A 14,773-nucleotide genomic window follows, 5' to 3' on the forward strand; every position below is an offset into this window, starting at 1 on the left:
GCAAGCGAATGCGATTATGCATGGATAAACGCCTAACGGAGTCTTTGGATGCCGTGCGTTTGCCGAGACGATGAACAATCAGCGGAGATATACTTGCTGAATCGTCAAAAAAACGATCCATGCCTGCCTGCCGGCGTGCACGGATCGTTTGATCGTGGCGAATGTAAGACTTATCGTCCGATTTGTATGAGGAGGAAACGGATATCGTAGCGGTCCGATACGCCGTCTCCCGTAACATCGTGAACCCGTCTCAAATATTTGACGACATCATCGATTCGGATTCCGTTCAGGTTGGCATCTAGATCCGCACGAATGGCATCCACCTCGGACGGACCTTTAACAGGGATCGTTTGGCCGACATTCGTTTGGCCCGACCCTTGCCGTATGGCACCCTCGGACAGCTTGAGCGTTATCCCGCCATCGGTCAAAGGAGCGTCGAGCGTCAGCGTCAAGGAATAACCCGCCGGATCGCTAATATCGAATGCAACGTCCGCAGGCGTAACGATACCGGCTCCATCATGGATCTCGAATCGCTGAGGATTCAGCACCGCGTGCGGATCCAAAGCCTGGGAGAGCATCACCGTAATCGTATGGCGGGCGGGATCCGCAAACGCAAATTTCGCTTGAAGCGGATTTGACTCGGCCGCCAGAGCGACTTCATACGATTGTTCAGTCCCATCCTGCGCTTTTATGACGATTCCGAACCGGTATTGTCCCGCTTGAATACCGTTAATTTGCACAAGTCTGTCCGCTTGGCCATATACCGTTTCGGTAACGGTCGGGCCGGATACTTGGCTAATCGTAAAGGTGGCCATGGGATCCGACAGAAGCAGCTGCCATTCCAGCGACTGCTGGGACGCCGCTACCGTGATCGAAACTTCGTTGCCCACAGGCTGGGCGAGGCCCCCGGCATGCGCAATGCCGATCAATTCGGCATTATTCGACCCGCTTCGGCTTACCGCCAGTACGTAGCTTCGGGTCGACTGATTTTCCGCTGTAACGACGATCTCGATATGCGTTATACCAACCTCTACATATACGTTGTCCGTTACGGAGACATGCGCTCGTCCGTTGACATTGATATTCAGGGTCGCCTTCCCTAGATCCGCAAGCGTCGGCGTGACAAAAATTTCGTACACGCTGTTCGCAACCGTTACCTGATAATCCTGCACACTTGGCGCGAACGGGAGCGGAACCGGTACTTGTTGGCCTGCGGCATCAAATCCTAGCAGAGAGATGTCGCTTAAATAATTGTTGGCCGATAAAGATATTGCGGTTACCGTGATCATAAACGTTTTCGTCTCCGTCACGGCGCCCTTGGTGATCGTCGCCTTCAATTCGACAGCTTGATTGCCTTGCGCCGCCGCCGGACGGTGAACCGTTCCGTCGGTTCCGACGAACGCTTCGGGATTCGCGTTCCACGTAATGGCCGAACCGTTATCTCCTGTGGCCGGCAGCGTCAAGTTGTCCGTCACGTCCCACAGGTAGCTGTTCGTCCCCAAGATAACGGCGTCTGTCAGTGCTTCTTTGTCCGCCGCGACGATCTGCGCGTCCGGGTTAGGCTGTATGACAAGCGAATCCTCGAGCGCCGCCGGCCATCCTGAGAATCTCGCATAGAATGTCTTTGCTCCTGCAGCGGGATTCGTCAAGCCTGCATCCCCTGAGATGACGACAGTGACCGGAACGAACGCCTCCAACTGCCCCCGAGGCTTGATTCGCATCGACGGATTGGCTGCGGCAGCGTCCGTTTCGACGCTATCCGCGCTTACTCCTCCGATCGTGACAAGCGAAGGATCCACCGTCACCGGCAAGAAGGTTCCTGCCGGGTAAATAAACTCCAGCCAATCGCCTGCCAGCAACGGCTTGCCCGGTGTGACGGTAAACGAGTATGTGACATTCGTGTCCCCTTCCGTCCGTTTATCCGCCGAAACGTCGAATGCCGTTAACCCGGACGGAGTCGTTACCTGTAAAACGGCTTCGATCGAATCGTTATATAGTGTAGAAATGGAGAATACGTAGGAACCCGGTTCTGACGGTAAAACGAACGTCTCCAGTTCGTTCCGACGAAGCGCAATTTCGACATTCGTATTCCTCGCAATACCGGACACCAGCTTGAGTCTCAACCGATGCGTTCCGATGACGGAAACAATCGGCCGTTGGCCGTTGACTTCCGCCACGGAACCGTCAAAGCCCGTCATATCGATGGCGCTCGGGAGCGAAATATAAATATCGTCACCCGCAGACAATTCGTCGACCGTTTGCATATGCATCAAAAGCATAGTTGACATTCCGGCAGGGTTCCCCGGCATTTCGGAGAACACCCCCGCTGCGGCAAGCGGGCTGCGATAGGCCTGAACGGCAAACGCACTGCCGCTGCCGGCATATCCGCCGCCGAGCCGGCCGTTCGCATTGGCGCCCCAGTTCCAGATGGTGCCGTCCGTCTGCCGGGCAGCCGTATAATGCTCGGAGACGGTTACATCCGCAACGCCAAGGAGCGGCGTACTGTCAGGAGTCCCTGCGATATTCACGTAGCCGGGGCTGCTTCGATCGCCGCCGGAGATGCCGCTGCCGAGCTCCCCCTCGTCATTCGAACCTGCAGCGCGAACCGAGCCGTCGGTCATTACGGCCATTGTAGCCGCATGGCCGGCATGTACGGACCGTATGCTTTTGCCGCCATCGGGAAAGCGGTCGTTAGCGATCGGTACCGGACTCGCTTCGTATTCCTCGACAGGCAAACCGAGCCTGCCGTTTTCATTGCTTCCCCACACATACGCTTGACCGTCCGCTCCAAGAGCCGCCATATGCTTATCGCCTACGCTGATTTGAGCGGCGGTGAAACCGTTTAGCCACGAGGGAAAGGGCATTGCCGCGAGCGCTTCTTCGCCCAGACCGAGCTGCCCGAAAGCATTGTCGCCCCATGTCCAAACCGATTGGTCGTATCGAATCGCAGCGAGCGCATTGCCTCCCGCAGAAATGGCTTTCATAGCGGATAAGTACGGTACGGCCGCCGGAACGCTGCTGCGTTGACCGATTATCGCATGCTGCTGCGTCCCGTCCCGCAGCGTTCCCCACGTCCAAACCGACCCGTCTTTCAGGAGAGCCGCCGTCCCCTCGTCCGTCGCAGCTATCGCTACGACATTCGACAGCTTTTGATCCGGATTGTCCGGAGCATTCGGATCCCGCACGGCAACCGGAGTCGCGATCGGAATCTCGCTATACGTGCCAATACCTAGCTGGCCGGAGCCGTTCAAGCCCCATCCCCAAACCGTACCGTCGTTCTTCAGAACGACGACATGCGACTTGCCGGCGGCTACCGCAACGACTCCGCTCAGCCCTTCTACCGGAACCGGCCTGTTTCTGACGATGCCGTCCGGCGTTCTTCCCCACTGCCAGACGGAGCCATCCGGTCTAACGGCAACCGTCATTTCGCCGGTACCGGCGATTTGGGAGCCTCCCGGTGCGAGCGCAGGCGCTTTATTGATCAATACGGTAATCCTGTTTGCTACAGGCTGAGGCGGCGTCCCGTATTCGTTCGAGATTTCGATGTCCAAATAATGCTGGCCGACGGTTAAAGCAGCCGGATCGAACAGGATGGGCGTGTTTGCCTGCTGATCGACATTATCCAGCCTTGCCGTAAATGTCGCTCCCGCCTTCAGCTGCGGCGCGATGGAGACCGGCAAGCCGAATGCATGTTCCAGGTTAAGCGTGTACACCGTCCTTCCTTGCTCGAACGTCTCTACCGTACGAACGGGTGCTCCGCCGGCCTCGATCGATAAACCGTCTGGAAAAGCGGATGATGTCAGGAAAATGGAGGCGGAGAACAGATCCGGTTTAGGGAGCGGTTCGGTTTTGTGTTCAAGCTGAACAAAAACGGTTTTCAGCCCCACGGTCGTATCCGGGAAGGACAATTTCGTTTCGTTCGCCGCATCCATCCACCCCCCGGGCCAATGAATGCCGTCGTACGAGAGCCGCATACGGAAATCTGCGATATTCTCCATCGTCAGATTGACTTTCACATTCGGGGATCCGGTCACGGTCGCGCCGTTATTCAGCGTGACGGCGGCATCGGATTGCGTCCAGAACGATATCGGATAACGGCTTTCTGCAGACGAAGTCTCATATTTCAACGTGACGGACGCCGAATCCGGCTCTCCTGCGCCCGGCAAAAACCATTCGGAATTATACGGATTGGTCACCCCGGAGATGTCCAATACGGCTTTATTTCCTTTGGTTGCCTCCGGGTTGCTTATGTACAGCCAGCCGTCGGCACTGGCATTTATTGGCCGGCCGTTCATATAAGTATGCGTAGTTTCGTCCATTTCTCCGGGGAACGAGACCAGCAACCGCTCGTCCGGAACGTCGCCTCTCTGGAAAAATTCGATATGGTACTGAACGTCGTTCGCTTCCCAGCGGTAGCTGCTTGCGGACACGTTTAAGATTTCGATATCGGAAAGACTCATGACGGCATAGGCATGAGCCTGCGAAGAAGCCGAGAGATAGAACGCATAATCGCCGGCGCCGGACGGAAGCGTAAAGCCCTCGGCCAGCGAAGTAATCGCCACAGCCATACCCGGTTCTATCGCTTCCGCAAGCGGAATCGCAATCGTTCTATTGCCCGCATCAACGGCTATCGGTGAAGAAACCTCGAGCGGCGCGCCGTTTGCCGTAACCGCAAATGCCGTACCTGAAGTGCCGTTCCAATAGAAGCTCTCCGGCCAGCGGATCACTAGCGGAGCATTCTCCGGTTTCCGGTAGTCCGCCGTATAATGGAAGGATAACGGCACCTGTTCCCCGTACCCTTTCATCGCGCCGCTCTCGAACACCGCTCCATGCTTGGATACGGGAATGACCGCATGCGCTACGGATCCTGTATCCGTACGGCCGTTGCCCAGCTGCCCGAGATCGTTCGCTCCCCAACCATACAGCTTGTCCGTTTCGCTTTCCTGCGCAAACGCAAAAGTCAGACCGGCCGCAAGAGCCGCAAACCTTTGATTGGAAATGGTTACCACCGGACCGGCTTCCAACGGATTCTCATTGGACGCATTCCCGAGCTTGCCTTTCGTATTGTCGCCCCAGCCGTAAAGCTTGTATTCGTCGCTGCCTTCCCTTACGGCAGCCAGCATATAGTCCGGACCGGCGGTAATGGCGCTAATCTTGTCTTTAGTGAATACCTCTTGCGGCCATGCTCTTCCCGGGGAAATCTCCCGGTTCCCGATCTGGCCTGCGTCATTGGCTCCCCAAGTCCAAACCGCATCTTCCTCCACCCCGTCGACGGAAGTGCCAAGGAGCAATGCGCTGTATTCGGACCCTGCAGCAATGCTACGGATACGGTCGTCATTTTGCAGCGGAATGATGCTGGTGGAAGAAGAAACAAGAACGACCGGCGTCTCCCGGCTCTCGGAAGTTTCAAGGCCTAGCTGCCCTTTGTCGTTTCTGCCCCACCCTATTACAAACTGCCCCTCATGACTCTCTTGAAACACTAACGCGTGGCCGTCGCCAAAAGCTGCATCGATAATCTCCATGTTCCGAGGAATTCCTCCCACCCAGCCCGGAGAATCCGAAAATAGAGCCTGCACCGTCCTGCCAAGCCGGCCGTCGGCCGCATTTCCCCACGTGTACAGATCGGTGAGAAAACCGTCTCCGTATCCAACCGTCACCGCGCCGGCAAAATCGCTGCCAGCGTATACGCCCGTTACTTTTGGACCGAAGCCGCCGCGTGGGGCAAGCTCATCGGACGCGAGTTTGGCAGGCGCATCTCTATCCTCGGTATCGGAAGCGGCTTCGGTACCGAGTCCAAGCCGTCCGTCTCCGTTATATCCCCATGCCCAAACTTGCCCGTTCGCGTCGAGCGCTATCGTAAACCCCCTTGGGTTGCCGTCGGGATCCAAATCCCCGCCGGCGGCCGCGTCGATGAACCGGGTCCCCGAGGGAAAGCCCGTTACCATTGCGGGTTCAGGATGGGCCGAAGCATCCGTTTGCCCGATCCCCAGCTCCCCGTAACGGTTAGTCCCCCACGTCCACAGCGTGCCGTCATTTTTAATTCCGACGACGTGTCCCGGCCCTGCCGACAACGTTCGGTAAGTTTCTTCCGCGAACTGCGAATCGCCGTCCGCTTCGATATGCCATCCCCCATAGGCTTCCGCCTTGTTAGTATATAGACCGCCGGCGGCGCCGATAACGACGCCCAGTACAAGCAGCATTAGCAGCATGTTGCCGCGAATGGTCCGAGCTCTCTCCCCACTCATCGCTTGCATCCTTCCTTAACATGGACTGAGAAATAATTCCTTCTCGTTTTCCTTCGATTATACCGCAACTTTCGACCTAATAGGATAAGATTAATATAAAATCGACAATTTCAATAGAGATAGTGATGCATTTTGTCGAGACTGCCGTCCTATCGAGATCCGTACCCTAAGAATGAAAGCTCCCTCCGGCCGGAACGATCAAAAAAAAGAACCTTCGTCCCCCCATACCTGGCGGAGTCGAAGATTCTTCTAAACATTCCTGGCAATTCCGGCGGTAAGCCGCTACACCGGCCACTTCTCCTGGCGGTAAGCCATTTCCCAGAACATCAGCTCATAACGGCTGCTGATCAGGAAATGACGCTTCATCCGCTCGCGGTCCGCGTCCGATATTTTTGCCGCAATCTCGTCAAACCGTTCGATCTGCTCCTTGACGAGCTCCCCGAACCATTCGCCGCCGTAGGCGTCGATCCATTCCTGATAAATCGGATGGCCGGGCTTCGAGCCCTTCAACCGCTCGCCGATCTCATAATAGAGCCAGTAACACGGCAGAATCGCCGCGATCACATCGCCGAGATGCCCCGTATACGCAGCCCTATACATGTGCGACGTATAAGCATAGGCGGTAGGCGCCGGTTCGAACGAAGCTTTTTCTTCATCGGTTATGTCCAGCAGCTTGGAAAACTTCTCGTGCAGCGACAGCTCGGCGCCATATGTACCTTGCGCATGCACCGCCATCCGGTTCGTCGTAAACAAATCGTCCGCTTTGGCGGCTCCCAGCGCCTGCACGCGGGCGAACTGCGACAAATAGTAAGCATCCTGCATCACGTAGTAGCGGAACGCCTCGATCGGCAGCGTGCCGTCGGCGATGCCGGTTACGAACGGATGATCGAAGCTTGCCTGCCAAATATCATCGGCCTCTTGCCGTACCTGCTTGGAAAATGTCGTCATGCTGCATCCAACCTCCTAAGTGTGAATCTCTGTAAGTTTGCCGGTTCTACCCGATCATTCTAACGTCCGTCATGTCAAAAACGGGAGCGTACCCGCTCAGTCCGATCGCCACGGCCGCAATAGCCGAATACACGATGATCGCAAGGATATCGGTCCGCGACAAGCTCAGCTCGTAGTAATACGTTCGCCGCTTGGCTTCCGAGAAGCGCTTGGCCTCCATCGCCACGGCGATCCGTTGCGCCCGCCGAATGCTCTGCGCGAGCAGCGGAACCGCATATGCCTTCAGCTTCCGGTACAATCCCCCCAAGCCTCGCTGCCGCCGGATGCCGCGTACCTTGAGCGCATAGCGCAGCGTCTGCAGTTCCTCGAGCAGCAGCGGAATAAGCCGGATCGAAGCCATGAAGCTGTACGCGTATTTCGGCGGCAGCTTCGCTTGCTGCATGAGCGAATAGAACAGGTAGACCGGCCTCGTCGTCAAGGCGAACGTCAACCCGAGTACGGCAAAATCAAGCGCCCGGAAGCCGAGATGCACGCCGCGGAAAAAGCTTTCCTTCGTCACCGAAACCAGTCCCCACTCGAACCAGAGCGTCGTTCCTTTGCCGAATAAGGTCATGGACAACGCGCTGGACACGAAAATGAGCAAAAACGGCGACATATACAACAGCAGCCTCCGCAGCGGGTGTCCCGAGAAAAGAAGAAGCAGCGCGAGATGAAACAACGTCATGTAAACGAGGGTATCGAGATTATGGACGAACATCGCATACACGAAAAGGACGATGAACAGCAGCAGCTTAAGTGCGGGATTGCCGCGGTGCAGCCACGTTTCCCGGTAGGTGAAATCGATCTGCATCGGTTCAGCCCCTCCCTATTCCGGCGGGAGCTTCGCTTGAGCGGACAGTCCCGGCGCATGCATCGGCGGGCTGCCCTTCCTTCTCTCGTCTCGGGCTCGCCAAGCAGTCCGAAGCGAGCTTGCCGCCTGCGACCGTCCATATTCGCGTGGCAAAACGGTCGACGATTTCCCTATCATGCGTCACCATAACGATCGTCGTTCCGTGCCGCCGCCATTCCTCCAGCTTTTCGAGCATGGCGAACGTGTTTTTGGCATCCTGGCCGAAGGTCGGTTCGTCCAGCAGCAGAACCGGCTGCTCCTTCACGATAGCGCAGGCGACGCTCAGTCTGCGCTTCTGGCCCATCGACAGCAAATACGGATGCTGCGCGGACTTCCCCGTCAGTTCGAACAAACCGAGGAGCCGCTTCGTCTTCTCCGCGACCTCCTTCTCCGGAAGCCTGTCAAGCCGGAGCGTATAGGCGACCTCGTCATAGACGGAGTTGGTGACGAATTGAAATTCCGGGTTCTGAAAGACGTACGCGAGCTGTGAAGCAAGATCGTCAACCTGTGCCGCATCCCGCCCGTTCACCTTGTAGCTGCCGGACGTTCGGATGAGCTGCATCAGCGACAGCAGCAGCGTGCTTTTGCCCGCGCCGTTATGTCCAACGACGGTGATCCACTCTCCCGGACGAACGTCGGCCTTTTGCACGAACAGCTTTTCGGTTTTTCCCCGGTAACCGGCAAACGCGTCCAGCGAAAGAAGCGGATTGCCCGAAGCCGGCAGAAGCGGCTCAGCCTCTGGCTGGGGATGCCGCGCCGAATAATCGTCCCAGACGCCGGGATACCAAATGCCGTAATCGATCAGTTGCTGCTTGTAGCGGTCGAACACTTCGTTTTTCCCGCCGTCCCCCAGGATTCTGCCTTGGTCGTCGAACAGGACGACCCTATCGACAAAATCGACGATGCTGTCGATCTTGTGTTCGACGATGAGCACCGTTTTATCGCGGCCGACCGCCTTAATCGTTTCCCAAACTTGCTCGGTCCCTTCCGGATCAAGGAGTGCGGTCGGTTCGTCGAGAAACAGCACGTCAGGCTCAAGGGCGAGAACGGAAGCGATCGCCAGACGCTGCTTCATGCCTTGGGAAAGCGCGTTGATCGGCGTATGGATATCATCCAGCCGCAAACCGGCAAGCTCCAGGTAATGCCGAATCCGCTGCGGCATCTCCGCGCGCGGAACCTGCAGGTTTTCGAGCACGAAAGCCAGCTCTTCATCTACGAAAGGCATGCAGAACTGCGTATCGGGATCTTGAAACACATACCCCCATGACGAAGGGAGCGTAATGTCCTCGTGCTTCATCGGCACTTCCACCGATCGGGGGATGATGCCTGTCAGCACTTGAAGGAGCGTCGATTTGCCGCATCCGCTCGGACCGAGCAGCAGTACCTTCTCCCCTTGGCCTACCTCAAAAGACAGGTCGCGGAACAGCAAGCCTTCGTCGCCGGGAAATTTCAGTCGCAGCTGTTTGACGCCTGCTTCCGTAATCATCTGTCATTCTCCTCGGCTTTCCAAATTTAATGGTCCAGCGCGTTGTAATCTTCCTTGGATACGGGACGCAGCTGCTTCGTCACGCCGGTAGCCTCAAGAGCCTTGACGAGATAGTAAGCGAAAAAGCCGCAGATGACGATCGAACCGATCGTCCTGGCTCCGATCATAAGGGTCAAATTCCATGCCGACAGATCGGTAATGTAATTATTGTAGAAATCCATAATAAGCGAACCGACGCTGGAGCCGATCGCGGCGAGCGAGGCGACGCCTATCGTAAACCTTTTGTACCCGAAGGCGGCAAATGCCAGCTCCGCGAATAAGCCTTGCAGCAGGCCGGACAGCAGCACGGATACGCCGTATTGCGAGCCGGTAACAAGCTCCGCCGACGCAGCCGCCACCTCGGCCAAAAGCGCGACGCCGGGCTTGCGAATCAGCAATGCCGCTACCGTTCCGGCAATAAACCACATCCCGTAGATGAGCTCCTCCAAACGGATACCGAACGGTTTGGCCGCATCATAGAGCGGTCCCCACAGCTTATAGACGATCCCGAACACAACGGCGATCACAACCGTCACCAAAATATCTGCCAACTTAAGACCTTTTCCCATCGTCCTGCACTCCCTTTTCTTCTAAAATGTCCAGCCGGCTCCCGTTCCGGAGCCCGGACTTTATGAATTGCCACTAGACGCCTCACCGTATGAGGCGTGTCCTCAGAAGCTTACTCCTTACCTTACGAGGGGGACTAAAACAAAAAAGCCACCCCGTAAAGGAGTGGCGGAAAGTCGATGCCGCGCGGCAACCGGTTCAAGGAACCGTTCTTCCACTTCCCTACGCTGGTTCTAACCAGATCAGGTTCAGAGGGTCTAGGATCTTGCGATCCAGTCTCAGCCGCTTTGGCTCCCCTAGTGACAGTTTTATATTAGCACGCATTTGTCAAAAGTCAACATTCAAGTTGTAACCCGCCCGTCACGCTTCCGTCCTGCCGAATGCCGGGTCATTCGCCGCAGGCTTGCGTCCAAGCCGGTAAACGCTGAGAAAAAGACCCATCAGCAGCGCCTCGGTAATCGAGCTCGATCCGCCGTAGCTGATAAACGGTAACCCCAGCCCGATAATCGGCAGCAAGCCGATCGCCATCAGGAAATTCCAGAAGAAGTGAATCGAAAAGTAAGCGATAACGACCGCGGCCAGCATTTTCCCGAATGAATCGGTAGTCCGCCCCGCGGCTTGCAGAAAGCGCAGTGCGAGCATCACGGCCGCAGCGACGACGATTGCGCCTGCCGCCCAGCCGAGGGCATAAACCAGATATGGAAAAATCAGCTCCGCATGGACGGCGGGAATCCCCTTTACACCGTGTGCGAAGCCTTGTCCCCATAGTCCGCCCTGCTCGATCAAGAACAACGATTTCTTCGTGTAAAAGGAGGCGTCGGGATCATTGCCGAAAAACGCCTTCAGTCTCTGCAGTCCATAAGAGCCTCCGGCTGCCAAGCCGACTGTACAGCAGGCCGCCGTTAGGCCGATCAGCGCGAACCGCTCCTTCATGCGCGAGCAAACCAAAAGCAAAATCAGTCCCGTTGCGTAAACGAACAAGGCCGAAAACGAACGAATCTGAAATAACCCCATAAACGGTATGACAACGAACCATAGCAGCTTCCACAGCAGTCCGTCCGCATACAGCGCCCACTCTTTGGCGAAGCGCGGAATTTGAATGCGCATAAGCGGCTCCGATCCGGAGATTCCATCCCGGGAGCCCTTACTTGATTCGCCCGAAGCCGGGAATACGGTATCCTTTACCCTCGTGCCCGCAATCTGTCCGCTTACCGCAATCAAAAGCAAGACGGCAGCAAAAAAAGAAACGTCGATACGCATGGAGTTGAAAGGCAGCTCGAGATGCGGGACGCCGTTTACCGTGCCGCTGCTCCACGCCGTCATTACGATCAGCAGGATCGCTCCTGCATAGAGGTGCCAGGTGTAGCGGAGCAGCTTGCGGTAATCGAAAAGCGCAACGCCCGCGAGCACGAAGACGCCTGCCAGCTGGGCCTTCAGCTTATTGACGAACAGCGCATCGTTAAGCCAGCTCCCGCTTACTACGATCGATAGCATGGCCAGCAATCCGACCGCCATAAAGAATGCCGTCAGCGCGATGACCGTCCATTCGATTTTCACTTTATGCGTCCGGTTCAGATCCTTGCCGACGCTTAGCGGGTCTCCCATGCCGGCGACCGCCTGCCGGATCGCTTCCTCTTCGGACATGCCCCGCTCCATATTCCCGATGACCGCATCCTCCAAATGAGCGAACAATTCCTCCCGGACGTCCGGATGGACGCGCTTATTCCGGATTTGCCCGCAGACCGCCTCAACGTATAGCTCCATCGCTTCCGTACTCATGCGCGGCCCTCCCCGAGCACTTGGTCCACGGCATTGCGGAATAGGCTCCATTCCCGGGTTTTCTCCGCAATCAGCTGGCGGCCGCGTTCCGTAATGCGGTAATATTTTCGCTTGCGGCTGCCTTCTTCCTGGAACCAGTAGGCTTCGACGAAGCCCTCCGCCTCCAGCTGATGCAGAATCGGATACAGCGTCCCTTCCTTAAACTGAAAAACGCCGCTCGAACGCGATTCCATCTCTTTAATCATCTCGTAGCCGTACATCGCCTTTCGCTCCAGCAGCGTTAAAACGAGCGTCACCGTGCTGCCCTTCATCAGCTCTTTGCTTATTTTCACGCGATTCTCACTTCCCTCCGTTATCTATGCATCGTTTATCTAGGTATAATAATAATCGCCGTTCCACGTTTTGGCAAGCACCCGTTCGACGGAAGGAACGCCTCAAAAAACGTCGAATACGGTAAGCGACTTTTCGCGATATTATTGCTTTGTCGCGCAATCTGTGTCAAGATGAGAAAAGCGAAATCATCGCCCGCTCTGCAGCGTCAGCGCAAGCGGCTCTAGAACGATACGAACTCTATAGAACAGGTGACATGTACATATGGCGAAGCCGTTTTTCCGGTTATTGACAGAACTTTCTTCACGCAAAACCGTTTCACGGGTAACAGGCGCTTTCGCCAAATCGAGAGCCAGCCGCAGCTTTATTCCTTGGTTTGCCAGAACGTACGGGATCCGCATTGAAGACGCCGAGAAGCGCATATCGGATTACGCGTCGCTCAACGATTTTTTTACCAGAAAGCTTAAGCCCGGCATTCGTCCCGTCGAAGCGGCCGAAACCACGCTGGTCAGTCCGGTCGATGCTATGATTACCGGCATCGGAGAGATTAAAGCAGGCCAGATTTTTAACGTAAAAGGGCAGGATTACACGATCGAGGAGCTGCTCAACCGCTCTCCCCGGCTCGTCAACTATAAGGACGGCTTTTTTTTCGTGCTCTACTTGAGCCCTACCGATTACCATCGGATCCACGCGCCGGTCAGCGGCAAAATTGTCGAAAAGGAACACGTGCCGGGCAAAGTGTACCCGGTTAACGAGTTCGGCCTGCGTCACATGAAGAGAGTACTGAGCCGCAATGAACGGCTTATCACATATATGCAGCATGCGTTCGGAGAAGTCGCCGTCGTCAAGGTCGGCGCGTTGAACGTGAGCAGCATTCAATACGTCAAGCCTCTGCCGGATCAACTGGCGGGCGGCGACGAGCTGGCGTATTTCGAATTCGGTTCGACGATCGTCCTTCTTACCGAGTCGGGCACGTTCGAGCCTCGCAGCGATCTGCAGCTGGGCAGCGTCGTCAAAATGGGACAATCGCTCGGTACGCTGCAGCCCAAAGGCTGATCCGCGGGCCATGCCGGCCGAAGCTCAACTACAAAGCACATCATACGGGCAAGGACGGAGCTATCCGTCCTTGCCCTTCTCTAATTGAGAAGGGAGACTTTCATAATGACGACCTCAGCAGCTATAGCGGCCGGTTCTGCTCCGGATACGAACAAAACCGCTTACCGCATTTTGCTGGCGATCAGCTTGGTTCATTTGTTCAACGACTCGATGCAATCGGTCATTACCGCCATTTTTCCGATCCTTAAAGACTCCATGTCGCTCACATATTCACAAATCGGACTCATTTCCTTCGCGCTCAGCTTTACCGCTTCGCTTATGCAGCCGGTCGTAGGCATGTTTACGGATGCGAGGCCCTCGCCTTACTTGCTGCCTATCGGGATGGCCTCGACCTTAGTCGGCATGCTCTGTCTGGGCTTTGCGCCCAACTATTGGTTCGTTCTGCTGGCCGCCATGATGGTCGGACTTGGCTCGTCGGTATTCCATCCGGAAGGCTCCAGAGTGTCTTATATGGCCGCCGGGAACAGAAGAGGACTCGCCCAATCGATTTTTCAGGTCGGCGGAAACGTCGGACAGGCGCTTGCGCCGCTCATGGTCATATACATTTTCTTCCCGCTCGGCCAGAAAGGCGCACTATGGTTTACGTTCGTTGCCGGAGCGGCCATTCTCGTTCAAATTTTTATCGCCAGATGGTATAAAGAGAGGCTGCTCGTCATGCCTAAGCGCACGCGCAACGGCGCGGCGCGCAGCAACGGGGGCGTACGCCGCAAGCAAATCGGCTACGCGATCGTCGTGCTCATCGTGCTCGTCTTCGTCCGTTCTTGGTACGGCGCCAGCATCTCGAACTATTTCATGTTTTACTTGAACGAGAACTTGGGCGTTTCCAAACAGAATGCCCAATATTTCATTCTGGCTTTCGGCCTTATGGGCGCGGTCAGCACGTTTCTCGGCGGGCCTATGGCCGACCGGTTCGGACGGCGCAACGTCATCTTCTTTTCGATGCTCGGATCCGCGCCCTTCGCCTTGATTCTTCCGTATGCCGGACCGACGCTCGCCTTCGTGCTTCTGCTCGCAATCGGATTTATTTTGCTTTCCAGCTTCTCCGTAACGGTCGTGTACGCGCAAGAGCTCATTCCCGGCAAAATAGGCACCGTATCCGGCCTCATTACCGGCCTCGCTTTCGGCCTGGGAGCCGTCGGCGCCCTTGCGCTCGGTCATCTGATCGAGCTGACGAGCCTTGCGTTCGTCATGCAGGCATGCGCTTTTCTGCCGCTTATCGGGATATTGACGATTCTGCTTCCTTCCGACCGCAAGCTGCGGGAGTGGTCCAACTGATCGTAACGCTTGCAAAGGCCGCGGCTGCCCGCCATTTTCATGCTCGGGCGCCGCGGCCTTTTTGCGTACGGCAAACTTCCTGCAAAAGCGATACCCCAC

Annotated in this window: 9 protein-coding genes and 1 riboswitch; of the genes, 2 read left to right on the top strand and 7 right to left on the bottom strand. The window is 56.3% G+C overall.

Annotation, left to right across the window (positions count from 1 at the left end; all coding sequences use genetic code 11):
• Positions 1–170 precede the first annotated feature (170 nt).
• The 7 genes from ACKGJP_RS26865 to ACKGJP_RS26895 all read right to left on the bottom strand — a co-directional run bounded on the left by ACKGJP_RS26865 (position 171) and on the right by ACKGJP_RS26895 (position 12,285).
• A complete protein-coding gene (locus tag ACKGJP_RS26865) occupies positions 171–6,245 on the bottom strand; it encodes an immunoglobulin-like domain-containing protein (protein WP_409341852.1) in 6,075 nt (2,024 codons plus the stop codon).
• 282 nt (positions 6,246–6,527) lie between these two features.
• On the bottom strand, positions 6,528–7,193 hold the full coding sequence (gene tenA / locus ACKGJP_RS26870; protein ID WP_409341853.1) for a thiaminase II: 666 nt from the start codon (positions 7,191–7,193) through the stop codon (positions 6,528–6,530).
• 46 nt (positions 7,194–7,239) lie between these two features.
• Complete coding sequence (locus tag ACKGJP_RS26875) at positions 7,240–8,043, bottom strand: energy-coupling factor transporter transmembrane component T family protein (RefSeq protein WP_409341854.1); 804 nt, start codon at positions 8,041–8,043, stop codon at positions 7,240–7,242.
• A gap of 4 nt (positions 8,044–8,047) precedes the next feature.
• Positions 8,048–9,568, bottom strand: a complete 1,521-nt coding sequence (locus tag ACKGJP_RS26880; RefSeq protein ID WP_409341855.1) for an ABC transporter ATP-binding protein — start codon at positions 9,566–9,568, stop codon at positions 8,048–8,050.
• Positions 9,569–9,594: 26 nt separating this feature from the next.
• Positions 9,595–10,176: an ECF transporter S component gene (locus ACKGJP_RS26885; protein WP_409341856.1), complete on the bottom strand. Its 582-nt coding sequence runs from the start codon at positions 10,174–10,176 to the stop codon at positions 9,595–9,597.
• A 200-nt stretch (positions 10,177–10,376) separates the two neighbouring features.
• A riboswitch (TPP riboswitch) is annotated at positions 10,377–10,482 on the bottom strand.
• Positions 10,483–10,534: 52 nt separating this feature from the next.
• Positions 10,535–11,953 carry an FtsW/RodA/SpoVE family cell cycle protein gene (locus tag ACKGJP_RS26890; protein WP_409341857.1) on the bottom strand — a complete coding sequence of 473 codons (1,419 nt, stop codon included), beginning with the start codon at positions 11,951–11,953 and terminating at the stop codon, positions 10,535–10,537.
• Positions 11,950–12,285, bottom strand: a complete 336-nt coding sequence (locus ACKGJP_RS26895; protein ID WP_409341858.1) for a PadR family transcriptional regulator — start codon at positions 12,283–12,285, stop codon at positions 11,950–11,952. Before ACKGJP_RS26895 ends, ACKGJP_RS26890 begins: the two co-directional genes overlap by 4 nt.
• A 262-nt stretch (positions 12,286–12,547) precedes the next feature.
• On the opposite strand from ACKGJP_RS26895, the gene asd reads away from it, so the two are divergent.
• Together asd and ACKGJP_RS26905 are read left to right on the top strand one after the other, a co-directional pair.
• Positions 12,548–13,339 carry an archaetidylserine decarboxylase gene (asd, locus tag ACKGJP_RS26900; RefSeq protein ID WP_409341859.1) on the top strand — a complete coding sequence of 264 codons (792 nt, stop codon included), beginning with the start codon at positions 12,548–12,550 and terminating at the stop codon, positions 13,337–13,339.
• A 105-nt stretch (positions 13,340–13,444) separates the two neighbouring features.
• A complete protein-coding gene (locus ACKGJP_RS26905) occupies positions 13,445–14,674 on the top strand; it encodes an MFS transporter (RefSeq protein ID WP_409341860.1) in 1,230 nt (409 codons plus the stop codon).
• Positions 14,675–14,773 lie beyond the last annotated feature (99 nt).

This window comes from Paenibacillus litoralis (genome assembly GCF_046244365.1).
Classification (GTDB): Bacteria; Bacillota; Bacilli; order Paenibacillales; family NBRC-103111; genus Paenibacillus_V.

Coding starts and splice junctions, on each gene's coding strand:
- ACKGJP_RS26865 (WP_409341852.1), bottom strand. CDS start 6,245: ATGAGTGGGGAGAGAGCTCGGACCATTCGCGGCAACATGCTGCTAATG.
- tenA (WP_409341853.1), bottom strand. CDS start 7,193: ATGACGACATTTTCCAAGCAGGTACGGCAAGAGGCCGATGATATTTGG.
- ACKGJP_RS26875 (WP_409341854.1), bottom strand. CDS start 8,043: ATGCAGATCGATTTCACCTACCGGGAAACGTGGCTGCACCGCGGCAAT.
- ACKGJP_RS26880 (WP_409341855.1), bottom strand. CDS start 9,568: ATGATTACGGAAGCAGGCGTCAAACAGCTGCGACTGAAATTTCCCGGC.
- ACKGJP_RS26885 (WP_409341856.1), bottom strand. CDS start 10,176: ATGGGAAAAGGTCTTAAGTTGGCAGATATTTTGGTGACGGTTGTGATC.
- ACKGJP_RS26890 (WP_409341857.1), bottom strand. CDS start 11,953: ATGAGTACGGAAGCGATGGAGCTATACGTTGAGGCGGTCTGCGGGCAA.
- asd (WP_409341859.1), top strand. CDS start 12,548: ATGGCGAAGCCGTTTTTCCGGTTATTGACAGAACTTTCTTCACGCAAA.
- ACKGJP_RS26905 (WP_409341860.1), top strand. CDS start 13,445: ATGACGACCTCAGCAGCTATAGCGGCCGGTTCTGCTCCGGATACGAAC.